Origin of the sequence: Flagellimonas meishanensis (assembly GCF_019880545.1) — a bacterium.
GTDB classification, from domain to species: domain Bacteria; phylum Bacteroidota; class Bacteroidia; order Flavobacteriales; family Flavobacteriaceae; genus Flagellimonas; species Flagellimonas meishanensis.
This window is the reverse complement of sequence record NZ_JAINVW010000003.1, coordinates 645,335-661,780: the sequence shown is the minus strand read 5'-3', so window position 1 is coordinate 661,780 and position 16,446 is coordinate 645,335. Positions and strand designations below refer to the sequence as shown.

Annotated in this window: 13 protein-coding genes; 4 read left to right on the top strand and 9 right to left on the bottom strand. The window is 45.1% G+C overall.

What is annotated here, in order from left to right:
• The first annotated feature begins 43 nt into the window (after positions 1-43).
• A complete protein-coding gene (locus tag K7G75_RS10945) occupies positions 44-1,618 on the top strand; it encodes an NADP-dependent glyceraldehyde-3-phosphate dehydrogenase (RefSeq protein ID WP_222984286.1) in 1,575 nt (524 codons plus the stop codon).
• Between the two features lie 2 nt (positions 1,619-1,620).
• Here K7G75_RS10945 and leuB read toward each other — a convergent pair whose 3' ends face one another.
• From leuB to leuC, 4 genes are all read right to left on the bottom strand, one after another.
• Complete coding sequence (gene leuB / locus K7G75_RS10940; protein WP_222984285.1) at positions 1,621-2,679, bottom strand: 3-isopropylmalate dehydrogenase; 1,059 nt, start codon at positions 2,677-2,679, stop codon at positions 1,621-1,623.
• Positions 2,680-2,690: 11 nt separating this feature from the next.
• Positions 2,691-4,208 (bottom strand): alpha-isopropylmalate synthase regulatory domain-containing protein, encoded by a 1,518-nt coding sequence (locus K7G75_RS10935; RefSeq protein ID WP_222984284.1) that lies wholly within the window; start codon positions 4,206-4,208, stop codon positions 2,691-2,693.
• Between the two features lie 21 nt (positions 4,209-4,229).
• Positions 4,230-4,826 (bottom strand): 3-isopropylmalate dehydratase small subunit, encoded by a 597-nt coding sequence (gene leuD, locus K7G75_RS10930; protein ID WP_222984283.1) that lies wholly within the window; start codon positions 4,824-4,826, stop codon positions 4,230-4,232.
• 71 nt (positions 4,827-4,897) lie between these two features.
• Entirely contained in the window at positions 4,898-6,295 is a 1,398-nt protein-coding gene (gene leuC / locus K7G75_RS10925) for a 3-isopropylmalate dehydratase large subunit (protein WP_222984282.1), read from the bottom strand.
• 417 nt (positions 6,296-6,712) lie between these two features.
• Here leuC and K7G75_RS10920 point away from each other — a divergent pair, with 417 nt between their 5' ends.
• Positions 6,713-7,825, top strand: a complete 1,113-nt coding sequence (locus K7G75_RS10920; protein ID WP_222984281.1) for a DUF2911 domain-containing protein — start codon at positions 6,713-6,715, stop codon at positions 7,823-7,825.
• Positions 7,826-7,872: 47 nt separating this feature from the next.
• Here the strand turns inward: K7G75_RS10920 and recG are convergent, their stop codons facing one another.
• Positions 7,873-9,978 carry an ATP-dependent DNA helicase RecG gene (gene recG / locus K7G75_RS10915; RefSeq protein ID WP_222984280.1) on the bottom strand — a complete coding sequence of 702 codons (2,106 nt, stop codon included), beginning with the start codon at positions 9,976-9,978 and terminating at the stop codon, positions 7,873-7,875.
• Between the two features lie 38 nt (positions 9,979-10,016).
• Between recG and K7G75_RS10910 the strand changes: the two genes are divergently transcribed.
• Complete coding sequence (locus K7G75_RS10910) at positions 10,017-12,116, top strand: M1 family metallopeptidase (RefSeq protein WP_262420332.1); 2,100 nt, start codon at positions 10,017-10,019, stop codon at positions 12,114-12,116.
• Positions 12,113-13,027, top strand: coding sequence for a patatin-like phospholipase family protein (locus K7G75_RS10905; protein ID WP_222984279.1), 915 nt, complete (start codon positions 12,113-12,115; stop codon positions 13,025-13,027). Before K7G75_RS10910 ends, K7G75_RS10905 begins: the two co-directional genes overlap by 4 nt.
• Position 13,028: 1 nt before the next feature.
• On the opposite strand, the gene K7G75_RS10900 is transcribed toward K7G75_RS10905, so the two are convergent.
• The 4 genes from K7G75_RS10900 to K7G75_RS10885 form a co-directional block, all read right to left on the bottom strand.
• Positions 13,029-13,550 (bottom strand): DUF7935 family protein, encoded by a 522-nt coding sequence (locus K7G75_RS10900; protein ID WP_222984278.1) that lies wholly within the window; start codon positions 13,548-13,550, stop codon positions 13,029-13,031.
• Positions 13,551-13,640: 90 nt separating this feature from the next.
• Positions 13,641-14,414 carry a hypothetical protein gene (locus K7G75_RS10895; RefSeq protein WP_222984277.1) on the bottom strand — a complete coding sequence of 258 codons (774 nt, stop codon included), beginning with the start codon at positions 14,412-14,414 and terminating at the stop codon, positions 13,641-13,643.
• A gap of 138 nt (positions 14,415-14,552) precedes the next feature.
• Entirely contained in the window at positions 14,553-15,827 is a 1,275-nt protein-coding gene (locus tag K7G75_RS10890) for an amidohydrolase (protein ID WP_222984276.1), read from the bottom strand.
• Positions 15,828-15,837: 10 nt separating this feature from the next.
• A complete protein-coding gene (locus tag K7G75_RS10885; protein WP_222984275.1) occupies positions 15,838-16,377 on the bottom strand; it encodes a DsrE family protein in 540 nt (179 codons plus the stop codon).
• Positions 16,378-16,446: the final 69 nt, after the last annotated feature.

The following is a 16,446-nucleotide window of genomic DNA, read 5'->3' as shown; positions in this document are numbered from 1 at the left end:
TTGACGACTCATCCCGCAATCTCAACTTCTATATGGAAACCTTATGATACCTGAAGAATTTCAAATTACCGAAGAAATACATCAAAAAAAGTATTTGATCAATGGAGAGTTGCGCCATTGGGAGGGCAATACCACCCCGGTCATCTCAACAATTTCATCCACTGACAAATATGCCCACACCGTTCTTGGAAGCATTCCCGATATGGGAGAGCCAGAGGCAATGGATGCCTTGAACGCTGCATTGGCGGCCTACAATAAAGGACAGGGTGTTTGGCCCACCATGAAGGTAAAGGACCGTATAGAGTGCATGGAATCTTTTGTGAAAAAGATGGAGAAAAAAAGGGAGCAGGTGGTGAAGCTCTTGATGTGGGAAATTGGTAAATCCAAACCTGATGCCTTTAAGGAGTTCGACCGTACCGTGGAATATATCTACGATACAATAGAAGAGTACAAGGAGTTGGACAGAAACAGCGCTAAGTTTCAAAAGCATGATGGCGTGTACGCCCATATTAGGAGAGGACCCCTGGGTGTAGTATTATGTTTGGGCCCCTACAATTATCCATTGAATGAAACTTTTGCTTTATTGATTCCGGCCATTATAATGGGCAACACCACCATTTTTAAGCCGGCCAAACATGGAGTTCTATTGATTGCGCCGTTATTGGAGGCGTTTCAGAGCAGTTTTCCCAAAGGGGTTGTCAACATATTGTTTGGAAGGGGCAGGGCAGTGGCCGCTCCCATAATGAAAACTGGAAAGGTGGATGTTCTGGCATTGATAGGTAATAGCAAATCGGCCAATGCCTTGCAGGACCAACATCCAAAGAGCAACAGATTGCGTTTGGTTTTGGGCCTAGAGGCAAAAAATCCTGCCATCGTTCTGCCCGATGCGGATTTGGACCTGACCATAAACGAATGCATTTCGGGAACACTTTCTTTTAACGGACAGCGTTGCACCGCACTTAAGGTCATCTATGTCCATGAAGAAATAAGGGAAGAGTTTCTGAAACGATTCGCCCAAAAAGTGGACAGCCTTAAATTTGGAAATCCTTGGGATGATGGAGTGCAGCTAACCCCGCTTCCAGAACCAGAAAAACCGGCTTACATTCAGGAACTATTGGATGATGCTTTGGCCAAAGGGGCCAAAATCAAGAATAAAAAGGGAGGTAAGCATTTCGACAATTACATTTGGCCCGCCGTATTGTACCCGGTTTCCAAGGAAATGAGGGTTTATCAGGAAGAGCAATTCGGTCCCATTATTCCAGTTTTATCCTTTAAGGATATTGAAGAACCTTTGGATGACATGGCCGAGTCCAACTATGGGCAGCAGGTGAGTCTCTTTGGTAAAGACGTATATACGTTATCTCCATTGATTGATACTTTGGCCAACTTGGTGTGTCGGGTAAATTTGAATAGCTCCTGCCAGCGTGGCCCCGATGTATATCCGTTCGCGGGAAGAAAGGATTCTGCGCAGTCCACCTTGAGCGTCCATGATGCACTGCGTTCCTTTTCCATTAGGACTTTTGTGGCCTTTAAGGACAACGATTTGAATAATCAGACCATTGAACAGCTATTGGAGGCCAAGGTCAGTAACTTTTTGAGTACTGATTATATTTTATAGATTCAAATATTGTTTGCCAACCAATCCCCGACTTCGCTGGTTTTGTAGGCTTTGCCACCATTGGCCAGGTCTTCGGTGACCACACCTTCGGACAGTGATTTATTCACCACGGCACGGATGGCCTCACCTTCATCAGTCAATCCAAAAGCCGTTTCAAACATCATGGCTGCTGATAGTACTGTGGCTAAAGGATTGGCAATATCCTTCCCGGCCGCTTGGGGATAGGAGCCATGAATCGGTTCAAACAATGAGGTTTTTTCTCCCAATGAGGCAGAGGGCATCAAGCCCATGGAACCTGAGATTACCGAAGCTTCATCCGTAAGAATATCACCAAAAAGATTTTCGGTGATCAACACATCATACTCGTTGGGCCATTGCACCAAGCGCATGGCAACCGCATCCACAAACTCATAGGAAACGGCCACCTCGGGATATTCTTTTTCCATATTTTGAACAGTTTCCCTCCACAAACGGGAAGTTTCCAAAACATTGGCCTTGTCCACACAGCACAGCTTCTTGGAGCGCTGCATGGCCATTTCAAATCCTTTTCTGGCAAGCCGTTCCACCTCCCCGCGCGTATAGGTGCAGGTATCGTAGGCTGTGTTGTTGTTATCTTCCCTTCCCCGTTTTCCAAAATAGATGCCGCCGGTCAGTTCACGGAGAAAAACTAGGTCGGTTCCTTCAATGCGCTCCCTTTTTAAAGGAGATTTGTCAATCAATGACGGAAAGGTAAACGTGGGACGCACGTTGGCAAAAAGTCCTAGTTTTTGACGCATTTTAAGCAATCCTTGTTCTGGACGAACCTTGGCGGAAGGGTCATTATCAAAACGTGGGTGCCCTATGGCACCAAAAAGAACGGCATCGGCATTTACACAGATTTCATGGGTCTCGTCCGGATAGGGTTCGCCAACAGCGTCTATGGCCGCAGCACCTGTGAGCGCCGGAACCCAAGTAATCTCATGACCATACTTTGCCGCTACCGCATTGGAGACTTTCACCGCTTGATCTATCACTTCGGGGCCAATTCCGTCACCGGCCAATAAGGCAATGTTGAGTTTCATAAACAGTTTGGTTAAATTAAGTTGAGCATTTTTTCGGTTGCCTTGATCGCTGAAACGGTTTGATCGGAATCAAGTCCGGTTGTGACAAAATCCCTTTTGCTGGTCTTCCATGTGATCATGGTCTCACAAAGGGCATCGGAACTGCTTCCGGGGGGTATTCTGACGGCATAGTCGACCAATTTAGGTAATTTGTTGCCCCTTTTTTCGTAGACTTTACCCAAAGCGTTCATAAAAGCGTCGAACTGTCCATCACCTTGGGCATTTTCTTCGTAACGGTTGCCCTCAATCTCAATGGAAAGGGTAGTGGAGGGCTTCAATCCTTTGGCGTGGGTAAGCACATAGGATTTTATAAAAACCTTTTGCTTGAACGAAGAGCTGTCCAGAACATCCGAGATGATATAGGGAAGATCATCCGTTGTCACTTTTTCCTTTCGGTCTCCCAGCTCAATGATGCGCTCCGTTACTTTCTGTACTTCCTCGTCGTTGAGGGTCAACCCCAGTTCTTGAAGATTTTTGAGGATATTGGCCTTGCCGGAGGTTTTGCCGAGGGCATATTTTCGCTTTCTGCCAAATCTCTCAGGCATTAAATCGCTAAAGTAAAGATTCATTTTGTTGTCACCATCAGCATGTATACCAGCTGTTTGCGTGAAAACATTATCGCCAACGATGGGTTTATTGGCAGGAATACCAAAACCTGTGAATGTGGACACTAGCTTGCTTACTTTGTAAAGGGAAGACTCCACCACCTGGGTTTCAATCTCCGGCAGAAAATCGTTGATTACGGCTATTGTGCTGGCCAAGGGCGCATTACCGGCACGCTCACCCATCCCATTCACTGTTAGGTGCAATCCATGTGCGCCCGCTTTGAGTGCTTCCATAACATTGGACACACTAAGGTCATAATCGTTGTGCCCATGGAAGTCGAAATGCACATTGGGATATTTCTTGACGATATCGTTTATGTATTCAAAGGTCTCCGAGGGCGTCAGAATGCCCAGGGTATCTGGCAGCAGAATACGCTTTATGGGTTGTTGTGCCAAGAAATCCAGGAACCGAAAGACATATTCTGGGGAATTTCGCATCCCGTTGCTCCAATCCTCTAGGTATACATTTGTTTCAATATCGGCTTCATTGGCAATCTCAATGACCTTGCCTATGGCATTAAAATGTTCCTCTGGCGTCTTTTTGAGTTGATGTGTGAGGTGGTTCAGTGAACCTTTGGTCAACAGGTTTTGTACCTTGGCCCCTGTTTTTTTCATCCAATCGATGGAAGCCCCGTTATCCACGAAAGTAAGTACCTCAACCTGATGGATTCGGCCACTTTCGCTGGCCCACTCGGTAATGTTTTTCACGGCTTGAAACTCACCTTCTGAAACCCGGGCCGAGGCGACCTCTATTCGGTTTACCTTTAGTTCCACCAAGAGCAGCTTGGCCAAGGTCAACTTTTCCAGGGCCGTAAAGGATACTCCTGAGGTTTGTTCACCATCCCTAAGGGTAGTGTCCATTATTTCAATGGTGCGCTTTTTCATTTTCAGGGTAAGTTTACCAATTTATAAAGGCGTGCTTTCCGCAAACTTTTCAATATCTTTTTTGATGTTCAACAGGTAGTCAATATCATCAAAACCGTTCAACATGTTCTCTTTTTTATACCCGTTGATGTCGAACTGCTCTGTTTCCCCAGTTTCTAAAATGGTGATGGATTGTTCGGGCAGATTGATCTCCAATTCTGTTTTGGGATTTGCTTCGATAGTCTTGAAAATTTTATCCAAGAACTCAGGGCTTACCTGAACGGGAAGAACACCAATATTTAAGCAATTGTTTCTGAAAATATCTGCAAAAAAACTGGAAACCACACATCGAAAACCGTAATCGTATACCGCCCATGCAGCGTGCTCCCTGGAGGAACCTGAGCCGAAGTTTTTGCCACCCACCAATATTTTTCCACCATAAATGGGATTGTTCAGCACAAATTGTTCTTTGGGCGTGTTGTCGGGATGGTAGCGCCAATCCCTGAACAAATTGTCACCAAATCCCTTGCGCTCGGTTGCTTTCAAAAAACGGGCTGGTATAATTTGGTCCGTATCCACATTTTCTATGGGCATTGGAACCGCTGTGCTTTTTAGTATGTTGAATTTATCGTATGCCATTTTTTTGTCAATTATCAGTTTTCAATTAGCAATTTCAAGTTCATTGTCAATTGTTTATTGGTCATTGCCAACTACGCTATGAGTTCCCTGGGATCAGTGACCTTGCCAGTAACTGCAGCGGCAGCTGCCACCAATGGGCTTGCAAGTAAGGTTCTTGCTCCGGGACCTTGTCTACCCTCAAAGTTTCTGTTGGAGGTGCTAACAGCGTATTTTCCCGCTGGTATTTTGTCGTCGTTCATGGCCAAACAGGCAGAACATCCAGGCTCTCTCAATTCAAAACCAGCTTCGTTCAAAATATCCAAAATACCTTCTTCCCTGATGGCCTCTTCTACCTTGTGCGAACCGGGAACCAACCACGCTGTGACATTGTCGGCCTTTTTTCTTCCCTTGACAATGGATGCAAAGGCTCTGAAATCCTCAATCCGCCCATTGGTGCAGCTACCAAGAAATACAAAGTCGATGGGTTTCCCGACCATTGCTTCGCCCTCATTGAAATCCATATAGGCCAAGGATTTTTTGTAAGTTGCCACCCCGCCTTCAACACTTTCTGCAAAGGGAATGCCCTTTTGGATTCCGATGCCCATTCCCGGATTGGTGCCGTAGGTGATCATGGGTTCAATTTCTCCCGCATCAAATGTGATTTCCTTGTCAAAAACCGCATCATCTTCAGAATAAAGGGTGTTCCAATAGGCCGTGGCCTTGTCCCATTCCTTGCCTTTTGGTGTGTACTCCCGGCCTTTTATATATTCAAAAGTCGTTTCATCCGGAGCGATCATTCCGCCTCTCGCACCCATCTCAATGCTAAGGTTGCAGACCGTCATTCTGCCTTCAATGGACATATTTTTGAATACTTCACCGGCATATTCCACAAAATAACCCGTGGCACCGGATGTTGTCAACCTTGAAATAATGAACAGGGCCACATCTTTTGGTGTAACGGCTTTGTTCAGAGAGCCATTAATGTTGATGCGCATGCTTTTTGGTTTAGGCTGCATGATGCATTGCGTGGAAAGCACCATTTCCACCTCACTGGTGCCAATACCAAAAGCAATGGCTCCGAAAGCCCCGTGTGTGGATGTATGCGAATCCCCGCAAACAATCGTAGCACCGGGCATCGTAATGCCATTTTCTGGGCCAATTACGTGTACGATCCCATTTTTTTCATGCCCAAGGCCCCAGTAGGGTATGCCATGTTCCTTGGAATTTATCTCCAATGCCTTCAACTGGTTGGCAGAGAGCTTATCCTTTACGGGCAAATGTTGGTTGCGCGTGGGTGTATTATGATCTGCAGTGGCAAAAGTTCGCTCAGGGTATAGCACCTTGATGCCTCTATTCTTCAAACCTAAAAATGCCACGGGACTTGTGACCTCGTGCACCAAATGCCTATCTATAAAAAGTACATCGGGGCCATTTTCAATGTGTTGCACCACGTGGGAATCCCAAACCTTGTCAAACAGTGTCTTGCTCATGTTGAAAATGAATATTTTGTAAGCGACCAAAGTTAAAACTTGCAACCAAAAAGACACTTTGCCTGTTCAAAAAATTACGATGTCCAAGAGCGGCTAATAACTTTTGTTTGTTCAAGTGCCAGTTAATTGGATTCATTATGATGGACCATATTTTAACCACAGTAATTATTCACCATTTATAGCTAAGCAGGTAATGGATATGTTTTGGTAAGGTTTTTCCCGAAGAAAAGTGACGGATGTTAAAGTGAAGTCCAACTTTTTTAAGTGCCTCGGTTTGTTCATATTCTTCTTAAATCCTTGAATTTTAACAGGTTCAGGGGATATTTAACATTGCTGTAACGCTTTTGAAAACGGAAGCAACCTACTTTCGAAGAATACAACCTAATAGTTTATTCATTAATTAAATCAAAAACGAACATGAGAAAAAATTATTCAGCCTTAACGGCTAAGATTCTTATTGCCCTATTTTTTGTATCGGGCTATGCCGTTGCCCAGTTAAACTTTTTGCCCAGGGGAAGTCAGATGGCCAAAGTTTCCCAGCGTATCGGCAACACGGATGTTACCGTAGTCTACTCAAGACCCAGTGTTAATGATAGGGAAGTCTGGGGCACCCTGGTTCCCTATGGCATGAACAACCTTGGTTTTGGAACCGCCTCCGAGTCACCATGGCGTGCCGGAGCCAATGAGAATACCATTTTTAAGACTACCCACGACCTTACCGTTGGCGGGAAGACTTTACCTGCTGGTAAATATGGGCTCCACATGATTGTTAACGAAGACAACTCTGCAACAATTATTTTTTCAAAAAATCACGATGCCTGGGGAAGTTATTTCTACGACCCTGCGGATGATGTACTTCGGGTGGATGTGGAGACCAAGGAAGTGTCGCATGTGGAACAACTCACCTATTTGTTTACGGACGTTGATGCCAACTCTGCGGTGGTTTCCCTAAACTGGGAAAAGAAACAAATTCCTTTAAAGGTGGAAACGGACGTCACCAACAACGTATTGGCCGAAATCCGTCAACAACTACAGACCACCCCGGGATTTGCAAGACAGAGCTGGGAACAAGCCGCAAATTTCGCCTTAAATAACGATGGCGATTTGGACGAAGCCCTGGCATGGGTGGATGCTGCGATCGCCGGTCAGTTTTTTAGCCAGAAGACATTCAATAACCTTAGCATAAAATCACAAATCTTGGCCAAGCAGGGCAAGACAGCCGAAGCCGAAGCCTTGATGAAGGAAGCATTGCCGTTGGCCACCGTATTTCAGGTGCATGGTTATGGTAGGCAGCTGATAGCACAAGGCCAAGCGGACAAAGCCTTGGAAATTTTTAAATGGAATGCCAAAAACAATAAAGATACCTGGCCCGTTGATTTCGGGTTGGCCAGAGGGTACTCGGCTGTTGGGGACTACAAAACAGCCCTTAAACATTTAAAAATAGCCGCTGGAAGAGCTCCCGACCAGCCCAATAAAGATGCCATTGCCGCCAATATCACAAAATTGGAGCAAGGCACGGACATCAACTAGAGAATTTATCCAGACAGGAACGGAAAACCCAGCGAAAGCTGGGTTTTTTAGCTTATATACCCCCATAGCACCTTGCTTTTCATCATCTTGGTGTATGCTATAAGTATTGGAATATTCTCTTCTTTTTGCAGTTTCGGGTCCTCTTTCAGCAATAGAATGGCATGATACCGGGCTGTTTTCAAGATTTGGTTATCCTTTACAATATCGGCAATCTTTAGATGGAGCAAGCCGCTTTGTTGGGTGCCCATCAAATCCCCTGGACCACGTAGTTTTAGGTCGACTTCAGCAATTTCAAAACCGTCGTTGGTGCGCACCATGGTCTGCAAACGGGTCTTGGCATCCTCTGAGAGCTTGCCGCTCGTCATCAAAATACAAAAACTCTGTTGAGCACCGCGCCCCACGCGACCACGCAACTGGTGCAGTTGGGACAACCCGAACCGTTCCGCGCTTTCAATGATCATTACTGAAGCGTTGGGGACGTTTACGCCCACCTCAATTACCGTAGTGGCGACCATAATCTGCGTCTCCCCTTTGACAAAACGCTCCATTTCATAATCCTTATCGACGGGTTTCATCTTGCCATGGACAATGGAAATTTGATAGTCTGGCATGGGAAAATCACGAACGATACTTTCATAACCGTCCATCAAATCTTTAAAATCCAAGGCCTCCGATTCTTGAATCAAGGGATAAACGATATACACCTGCCTCCCTTTTTTGATTTCATCCTTGATGAAGCGAAAGACTTTCAACCTATTGCTATCAAAACGGTGGACGGTTTTTACAGGTTTTCTTCCAGGGGGCAGCTCATCAATAACAGAAATATCCAAATCGCCGTACAAACTCATGGCCAAGGTTCTTGGAATGGGAGTTGCGGTCATGACCAAAACATGTGGGGGAATCTCATTTTTATGCCAAAGTTTGGAGCGCTGGGCCACCCCGAACCGATGTTGTTCATCCACAATGGCCAATCCCAAATTTTTGAACCGCACCTTATCTTCCAAAACGGCATGGGTGCCTACCAGAATGTTCAAATTCCCGTTTTCCAGCTGGTTGTGCAACAGGGTGCGTTCTGATTTTTTGGTGGAACCGGTCAATAGGGCAATTTTCACCTCCATGTGGCCCAAAAGCTGCTTCAATCCATTGTAGTGTTGATTGGCCAATATCTCCGTTGGAGCCATCAAACAGGCCTGAAACCCGTTGTCAATGGCCAGGAGCATGCACATAAGTGCCACAATGGTTTTCCCAGAACCCACATCTCCCTGTAATAGTCGGTTCATTTGGGCATTGCTGCCCAAATCGCTGCGTATTTCCTTGATTACCCGTTTTTGTGCAGTGGTAAGTTCAAAGGGTAGATGTTTTTCAAAAAAGATATTGAACTTTTCACCCACCTGTTCAAAAGGCAAGCCCTTTATTTTTTGCTTGCGCAACAGTTTTTTGGAAATGAGCTGGAGTTGCACGTAGAAAAGCTCCTCAAACTTTAATCGAAACCTTGCCTTCGCCAATAGATTTTGACTTTTTGGGAAATGGATGTTGAAAAGGGCCTCATTTTTTGAGATGAGACGTAGTTCATCAATAATGGTTTTGGAAAGTGATTCGGGGAATATCCCTTTGGATTCCAGGAACAGTTGTTGCATCATTTTGCCGATTACCCGATTGGTTATACCTTTCGAGCCCAATTTTTCGGTGGATGGATAAATGGGTTGCATGGCAATTTTCAGGCCCGCCTGATGCTCCTTTAGAAGCTCCATATCCGGATGCGGCATGGAAAAAGTACTGCCATACCGGGATACCCGTCCAAAGACCACATATGGTTCATTGAGTTTTAAGTTCTCGCGAATCCATTTCTGCCCCCGGAACCATACCAGCTCCATTTCTCCGGTTTCATCAACGAACGTGGCGACCAAACGTTTCCCCCGCTTTTGTTCCACAGTCTTTATGTGGATGATTTTTCCGATTACCTGCACGTCGGCACCACTGGGCTGCAATTGGTTTATAGTGTAGTAGGTGGTTCTGTCCAGGTACCGATTGGGGAACAAATGCAGTAGATCTTTGTACGTTTCAATGCCCAGTTCCGACTTCAGGGTTTCGGCCCGGTTGGGACCTACACCTTTTAAATAGGAGATTGGAGTTTGCAGAAAATTGGGATCCATCGAACTAAAATATGTAATTTGGAAAGACTTTTGATAGCATGTACCGTATGAAGTCCTGCCCCCTTATCGTTTTTTTTCTTTTCATCCAATTCACTTTTCCGCAGGTTCAGGATAAAGTCGATTTTATCCACGCTGAGGTTTTGGTAGAGCCAATCCCGCAAGAAAGGAAGATTGTGGGCAATGTCACCTATAAATTTGAAGTGCTAAAAGATGTGGATTCCATCTTTTTAGATGCCCATGCCATGGAGTTTTCTTCCGTATTGCTTGATGCGAAAGAAACTACCTTTCGCAATACAGGTGAGGCCGTTATTGTGGACAAAAAATTCAAAAATGGCCAAGAACACACCCTAGCGTTGGCCTATACCGCCCATCCAAAACAAACGGTCTATTTTTTGGGGTGGGATGATGGTGTTGAAGGCAACGAACAAATTTGGACCCAAGGACAGGGAAAATATACCAGCCACTGGTTGCCCAGTTTGGATGATATGACCGAGAAGCTTGAATTTGATCTGAATTTTCTTTTTAAGGAAAATTATAGGGTCATCTCAAATGGGCGGTTGGCAAAAAAGGATACCCTCCAGGAAACCAATGCATTTCTTTGGAAGTATGACATGCAAAAACCGATGAGCAGCTACTTGGTGGCCTTTATCATGGGCAATTTTGATAAAAAACGCATACAATCGGGTTCTGGAGTGCCCATTGAGTTGTATTATGAACCCAAGGATAGCCTTAAAGTGGAACCTACCTATCGCCATACCCAACAGATTTTTGACTTTTTGGAAAAGGAAATAGGTGTTCCCTATCCTTGGCAGAACTACAAACAAGTGCCCGTACAGGATTTTTTATATGCCGGGATGGAGAATACGGGAGCCACTATTTTCTCCAACACCTTTGTGGTGGATTCCATTGCTTTTTTTGACAAGAATTATGTCAATGTCAATGCGCACGAATTGGCGCACCAATGGTTTGGAAATTTGGTGACAGAGCAAAGTGGGGAACATCATTGGTTGCACGAAGGCTTTGCCACCTACTACGCCTACCTGGCCGAAAAGGACATTTTTGGCGGGGACCATTTTTATTGGCGCTTGTTGGAAACCGCGGAGGCCTTGGCCAATTTTTCAGGAGATGGAAATGGCGAGGCACTTACCAATTCCAATGCCGGAAGCCTCACCTTTTATGAGAAAGGGGCATGGGCCTTGGTCATACTCAGGGAAAGGGTAGGGGAAGAAAGTTTTAGGACAGGCATACAAAACTTTCTCACCCAATATGCCTTTAAAAATGCTACCATTCCAGAATTTATTTGGGAAATGGAAAAGGCATCCGGGATGAATCTATCTGATTTTGAAGTGGTTTGGCTTCAGGAATCTGAGTTTCCTTTGGATGTGGCCAAATCCTTTCTTAGGACAAAGAATAGTTCCATTGACACCTATTTCACCATAAAAGAGAAAATTGATGGGCATCCCCAGACCGTGGAAACGGTCCTGGATGGGGAGTGGGACAATCTTTCATCCGATTTATTGAAACACCGTCTTATTTTGGATTTTGGGGACAAACTTCCAGAGCAGTTTTTACAGAGAGTCTTTATGGAAGAAGGGCTCAAGGTGAGGCAGGCCGCGGCAATGACTTTGAAAAAAATACCGGTTGCACTGCGCCCCAACGTTGAACAACTGTTGAACGACCCAAGTTATGTGACCATCGAATCCGTTTTATATCGACTTTGGACAGATTTTCCCTTGCATCGTAATGTTTATTTGGAGAAAACCGACGGTATCATTGGGCTTCCCAATAAAAATGTTCGATTGTTGTGGTTGACCTTGGCCCTGATTACACCGGATTACGACATCGAAAAAAAATCTACCTATTTTGAAGAGTTGAGTGCTTATACCAGCCCCCAGTACCATTTTGAGGTACGCCTTTTGGCGTTTCAATATTTGGGGAATATAGGCGCCTTTAATGATGATACGCTCAAAAACCTTATCGAGGCCTGCGGGCACCACGTTTGGCACTTCAAAAAATCATGCAGAAAGATTTTGGAAGAGTTTCTAAGGGAAGAAGGAAATTTGGACCGTGTGGAGGCACTATATGGCTCTCTTGGTTCCGAGGAAAGAGCATATTTGGATAAAACCCTGGGAAAATGAGAGCGCTTGTTATTTCAGGGGGAGGTAGCAAGGGGGCCTTCGCGGGGGGTGTTGCCCAATTCTTGATTGAGGAGGCCAAGCATGAATACGACCTTTTTGTGGGCACCTCCACGGGAAGTCTACTGATTTCGCATTTGGCACTGAACAAATTGGATAAGATCAAGGAAATCTATTCCTCGGTGAACCAAGAAAGTATTTTCAGCAACTGTCCCTTTATCATCAAAAAGAAATATGGCGTGGAGACCATTGCCATAAACCACTGGAATGTGGTAAAGAACTTTATCCGCGGCAAAAAAACATTTGGCGAAAGTGAAAATCTGAGGGAGCTCATTCGCCAATCCATTACACCGGAAGAGTTCGTTGACTTGAAAGAAGGCAGCAAGGATGTAGTGGTCACGGTTTCCAACCTTTCGTTGAACCAGGTGGAGTATAAATCGGTCAATGATTGCACTTATGACGAATTCTGTGATTGGATTTGGATTTCATCCAACTATACGCCTTTCATGAGTTTGGTGCGCAAGAACGGCTGCGAATATGCCGATGGAGGATTGGGCAGTTTGGTGCCCATTGAAGAGGCCCTCAGAAGGGGTGCCACCGAGGTGGATGTTGTGGTACTGCACACGGAGGTAAACTACTTGAACCGAATGCCGGTTAGAAATCCCTTTGAACTGATAACAACCATTTTTGGTTTTATGTTGGACAGGATTGAAAACCAAAATATTAGGATTGGCAAGTTGGTCGCGAACCAAAAGGACGCTATTATCAACTTCTACTACACACCCACGGTGCTGACCACCAATTCATTGATTTTTGATAAGGAAAGAATGACGCTTTGGTGGAAAAGGGGCTATCTATATGCCAAAAACAAGAACGAGGAAACCAGCCCCATCAATCCCGAACATCAAGAATAGCCTAGTTCCAGAGGTCGCTCACTTCCCTTTTCACAAAAGCCAGAGCTGTGTTGGAAGGTGATTGCTTTTCCATGGTTTGGTTCAAAATGTCCTCTCTTAGTTTATCGGGAGAATCCGTTGCACTCATTCCTGCGGAACGGATTATTTGAATCGTTGCATTTTTTGCAGCTTTGATAATGTTCCAACATTCGTCCGACATGTAGATCTGTTGGGAAAGGTTATGCTCAAACTCGGTTTCAATTTGGCTTATCAACAAGTTTTCATAATCACTTTTACTTTTTCCCTTGGGTGCCACCCGAACCACAAGACTGTTGATGGAGATTCGCTCCAAAAAAAGCGCCATGCGCTCATAGGCCTGCAATCTCACCGGAAGGGTATCTTTCTGAGAATCTTTATGGAGCAAAAAACGTCGTCTGCCGTCTTCGTTGCGGGTATGCAATCTAAAAAAGTAAAAAGCAATGGCTCCGGTAACTACGGCTGGCAATAAATAGGCAAAAAGTTGAAGGATATCATCTCCACTCATAACAAAGTTTGGTTTTTGTTGATTTTACAGAAACAAGAACGCACTAAAACTTTAAAAAGTATTTTTCTCGGGATTTAACCTTGCCGCCCGTCACTGTGCAATCTTCACACTGTTTTTCGCTTCCGAATAAAAAGCTTTGTAGTCCGGCTGCAATTTTACATTTATTCCTTCCCTAAAATTCCCATCCTTGGCCGCAAGTGTCAATTTATCGGTCGGGATTCCGGACTGATTGACCAATTCCTTTGCCACTGAGGCGACTTTATCAAAGGTTGGTCCGAACTCACCTGTAATATTGAGCCCTTCTATTTCAACGGTGAAATTGGGATTGAGCATGATCACTTTGGCCACATTGGACAGCCATGCTTTTCCTTCTTCGGTCAATGCCACAGCCGAATCGGAACCAAAAAGGCCATCCAAACTATTGGAAATGATAATGGTGCCAGCGGAAACGTTTACATTGGCATTTTCCCCCAAGGTCTGTTTTATCCGGGTGAGGGATACAATGGCGGTTGAATCGTTGGCCGCTATCATGTCGTTGATGCCACTTAACTGCTTTTCTTTCTGCGCGAGAGCTTCCATGGCCCGGTTCACGTTTTTTGTATTTTGTTTGGACAGCTCCGAAAAGTTCCCCAAATTTTGCAGCAATGTGGCATTGGCGTCCCGAAGTCCCACATTTTCAGCTTCCAATGTCTCTGCCTTGGCACGGCTAGAGGAGATTTCACGTTTGGCCTGGGCCAATTCCTGCCCAACACTGTCCAATGCTGCCCTGAAATGGTCGATTTGGGCGATCAAATCACTTTTTCTCTGGGAAAAACAAAGAGACGAAACACTGAGCACAGCAATTAGGAGTAGCTTTTTTTTCATAAGTAGTCGTATTTGGTTTGCAATTTTGTTTAGGCCAAAATTAGGATGTTTTTTAAAACCTTTGGAAACCTGACAGTAAAATGAAGTTAAATCCCATCACCTTCAGCATTACATTACACAATGGAGAGCCAAGTACGGTTACATGTTCAAATAGTCCAGCGCCAAATGGGTCATGGCTTTCACGCCCAGCAATAATCCACTGTCATCAATCTTGAAATCGGGGGTGTGGTGTGGAAAAGCCTCAGTAGTGCCTGGGGCCATTCCTCCCAAAAAGAAAAACAATCCGGGCACCTTTTCCTGAAAATAACTAAAGTCTTCCGCACCTGTAATGGCCTTGTGAATGGAAATGTTTTCTTTTCCAGCGACTTTTTCCAACGTCGGTGCCATTTTGGCCGTCAAATCCAAATCGTTGAACGTAATTGCCGTGGAGGTGAAAATCTCCAAGGTGGCATCACCACCATAGGCTTTGGCAATGGCAGGTACCATTTCTTCCATTCTTTTGTTGACGAACTTTTGCATATCGTAATCCAGGGTACGGATAGTGCCAATCAATTCGGCGCTTTCAGGGATAATGTTCGAACGAACCCCACTCGTGATTTTTCCAATGGAAATAACCGCTGCTTCATTGGTGAGCTCTGCTTCTCGGCTAATGATGGTCTGCAGGGCATCAATGATCTTTGCACTGATCATTATGGGGTCTGTTCCTGCCCATGGTTGGGAACCATGGGTCTGCTTGCCTCTTACATTGATCACAAAACGCTGTGCCGATGCCAAAGCACCTCCAGGCTTGTACTTTAAGGTTCCGATTGGGGTTTGGGAGTTAATGTGCAACCCAAAAATGGCATCAACATCGGGGTTTTGCAATACACCCTCTTTCACCATAAGCAAAGCCCCACCTTCTTCACCTGGTGGCGGGCCTTCTTCTGCGGGTTGGAAAATGAACTTGACGGTTCCCTTTATTTTATCCTTGTTTTTGGAAAGTACTTCCGCAACACCCATCAATATGGCTGTGTGCGTATCGTGCCCGCATGCATGCATGACACCCGTTGCTTTCCCTAAATATTCCGACGTTACTGTGGATTTGAAGGGCAAATCATTCCTCTCCGTGACCGGTAGGGCATCAATATCCGCCCTCAAGGCCACCACCTTGCCAGGCTGGTCTCCTTTCAAAAGTCCCACCACACCGGTATGGGCCACTCCGGTCTGGACTTCCAGCCCTAGGGATTTTAGGTGTTTTGCTATTTTCTCTGCCGTCTTGAATTCCCGGTTGCTCAATTCCGGGTTTTGGTGGATGTCCCGTCTCCATTCAATCACTTTGCTTTCAATGCTTTGGAAATCCTGCTCTAGATTTGAGTCCTGGGCACAAAGGCCAAGGCCAATAAATAGGAAAGCTAGGGGGATGATTTTGTACATATAAGTTGATTTAGAATTTGATTAGTCGGTATCCTTCATTTTGAAGCTGGATCAACGCCGTCATTGCCGAAAGTGCCATTTTGGTCCCCGGTATCAAATCTTCCTTCGGAAAACCCCGTGATTTGGAGGATTGCCCACAAAAAATGACTTCCGCTCCTGCCTGCATTAAGGCTTCGATCATGGGCCGATTGGGATTTTCAGTGCCATACAGGATTCCATATTTTTCGTTGTTGGCAATATCTTTTGAAGCCTTGTTATGCACGACGAGAGCAACCTTGAGTTGGGAAAGGGGAACGCCCGCTTGTGCATGCATGTTTAAAAAACGGGCCGCAGTTTCAATCCAGGGGTTGAGCTCGGAATGGGATTCTGGGCTGTCCATAACATCGAATACCACCTTGAACTCACCATTCAGGTCGGTTTTGAAATCTGGGTTCTCAATGGCCCATACCGCCCCAAAATCATTTAGTATGGGACCTGTGCTTTTTTCTTGTGAATGGCAAAAGGCTGAAATCAATAAGAAGAGGGAAACGAATGGGATGCTATATTTCATCAAGCGTAGTTGGTTCTGGTTTTAAATATATTCAAAATCCCGGTAAATCCCCATTTTCTGTTTATAAGT

Bases quoted from the DNA above. Each gene is read 5' to 3' on its own strand.
- K7G75_RS10945 (WP_222984286.1), top strand. From the start codon at position 44: ATGATACCTGAAGAATTTCAAATTACCGAAGAAATACATCAAAAAAAG.
- leuB (WP_222984285.1), bottom strand. From the start codon at position 2,679: ATGAAACTCAACATTGCCTTATTGGCCGGTGACGGAATTGGCCCCGAA.
- K7G75_RS10935 (WP_222984284.1), bottom strand. From the start codon at position 4,208: ATGAAAAAGCGCACCATTGAAATAATGGACACTACCCTTAGGGATGGT.
- leuD (WP_222984283.1), bottom strand. From the start codon at position 4,826: ATGGCATACGATAAATTCAACATACTAAAAAGCACAGCGGTTCCAATG.
- leuC (WP_222984282.1), bottom strand. From the start codon at position 6,295: ATGAGCAAGACACTGTTTGACAAGGTTTGGGATTCCCACGTGGTGCAA.
- K7G75_RS10920 (WP_222984281.1), top strand. From the start codon at position 6,713: ATGAGAAAAAATTATTCAGCCTTAACGGCTAAGATTCTTATTGCCCTA.
- recG (WP_222984280.1), bottom strand. From the start codon at position 9,978: ATGGATCCCAATTTTCTGCAAACTCCAATCTCCTATTTAAAAGGTGTA.
- K7G75_RS10910 (WP_262420332.1), top strand. From the start codon at position 10,017: ATGTACCGTATGAAGTCCTGCCCCCTTATCGTTTTTTTTCTTTTCATC.
- K7G75_RS10905 (WP_222984279.1), top strand. From the start codon at position 12,113: ATGAGAGCGCTTGTTATTTCAGGGGGAGGTAGCAAGGGGGCCTTCGCG.
- K7G75_RS10900 (WP_222984278.1), bottom strand. From the start codon at position 13,550: ATGAGTGGAGATGATATCCTTCAACTTTTTGCCTATTTATTGCCAGCC.
- K7G75_RS10895 (WP_222984277.1), bottom strand. From the start codon at position 14,414: ATGAAAAAAAAGCTACTCCTAATTGCTGTGCTCAGTGTTTCGTCTCTT.
- K7G75_RS10890 (WP_222984276.1), bottom strand. From the start codon at position 15,827: ATGTACAAAATCATCCCCCTAGCTTTCCTATTTATTGGCCTTGGCCTT.
- K7G75_RS10885 (WP_222984275.1), bottom strand. From the start codon at position 16,377: ATGAAATATAGCATCCCATTCGTTTCCCTCTTCTTATTGATTTCAGCC.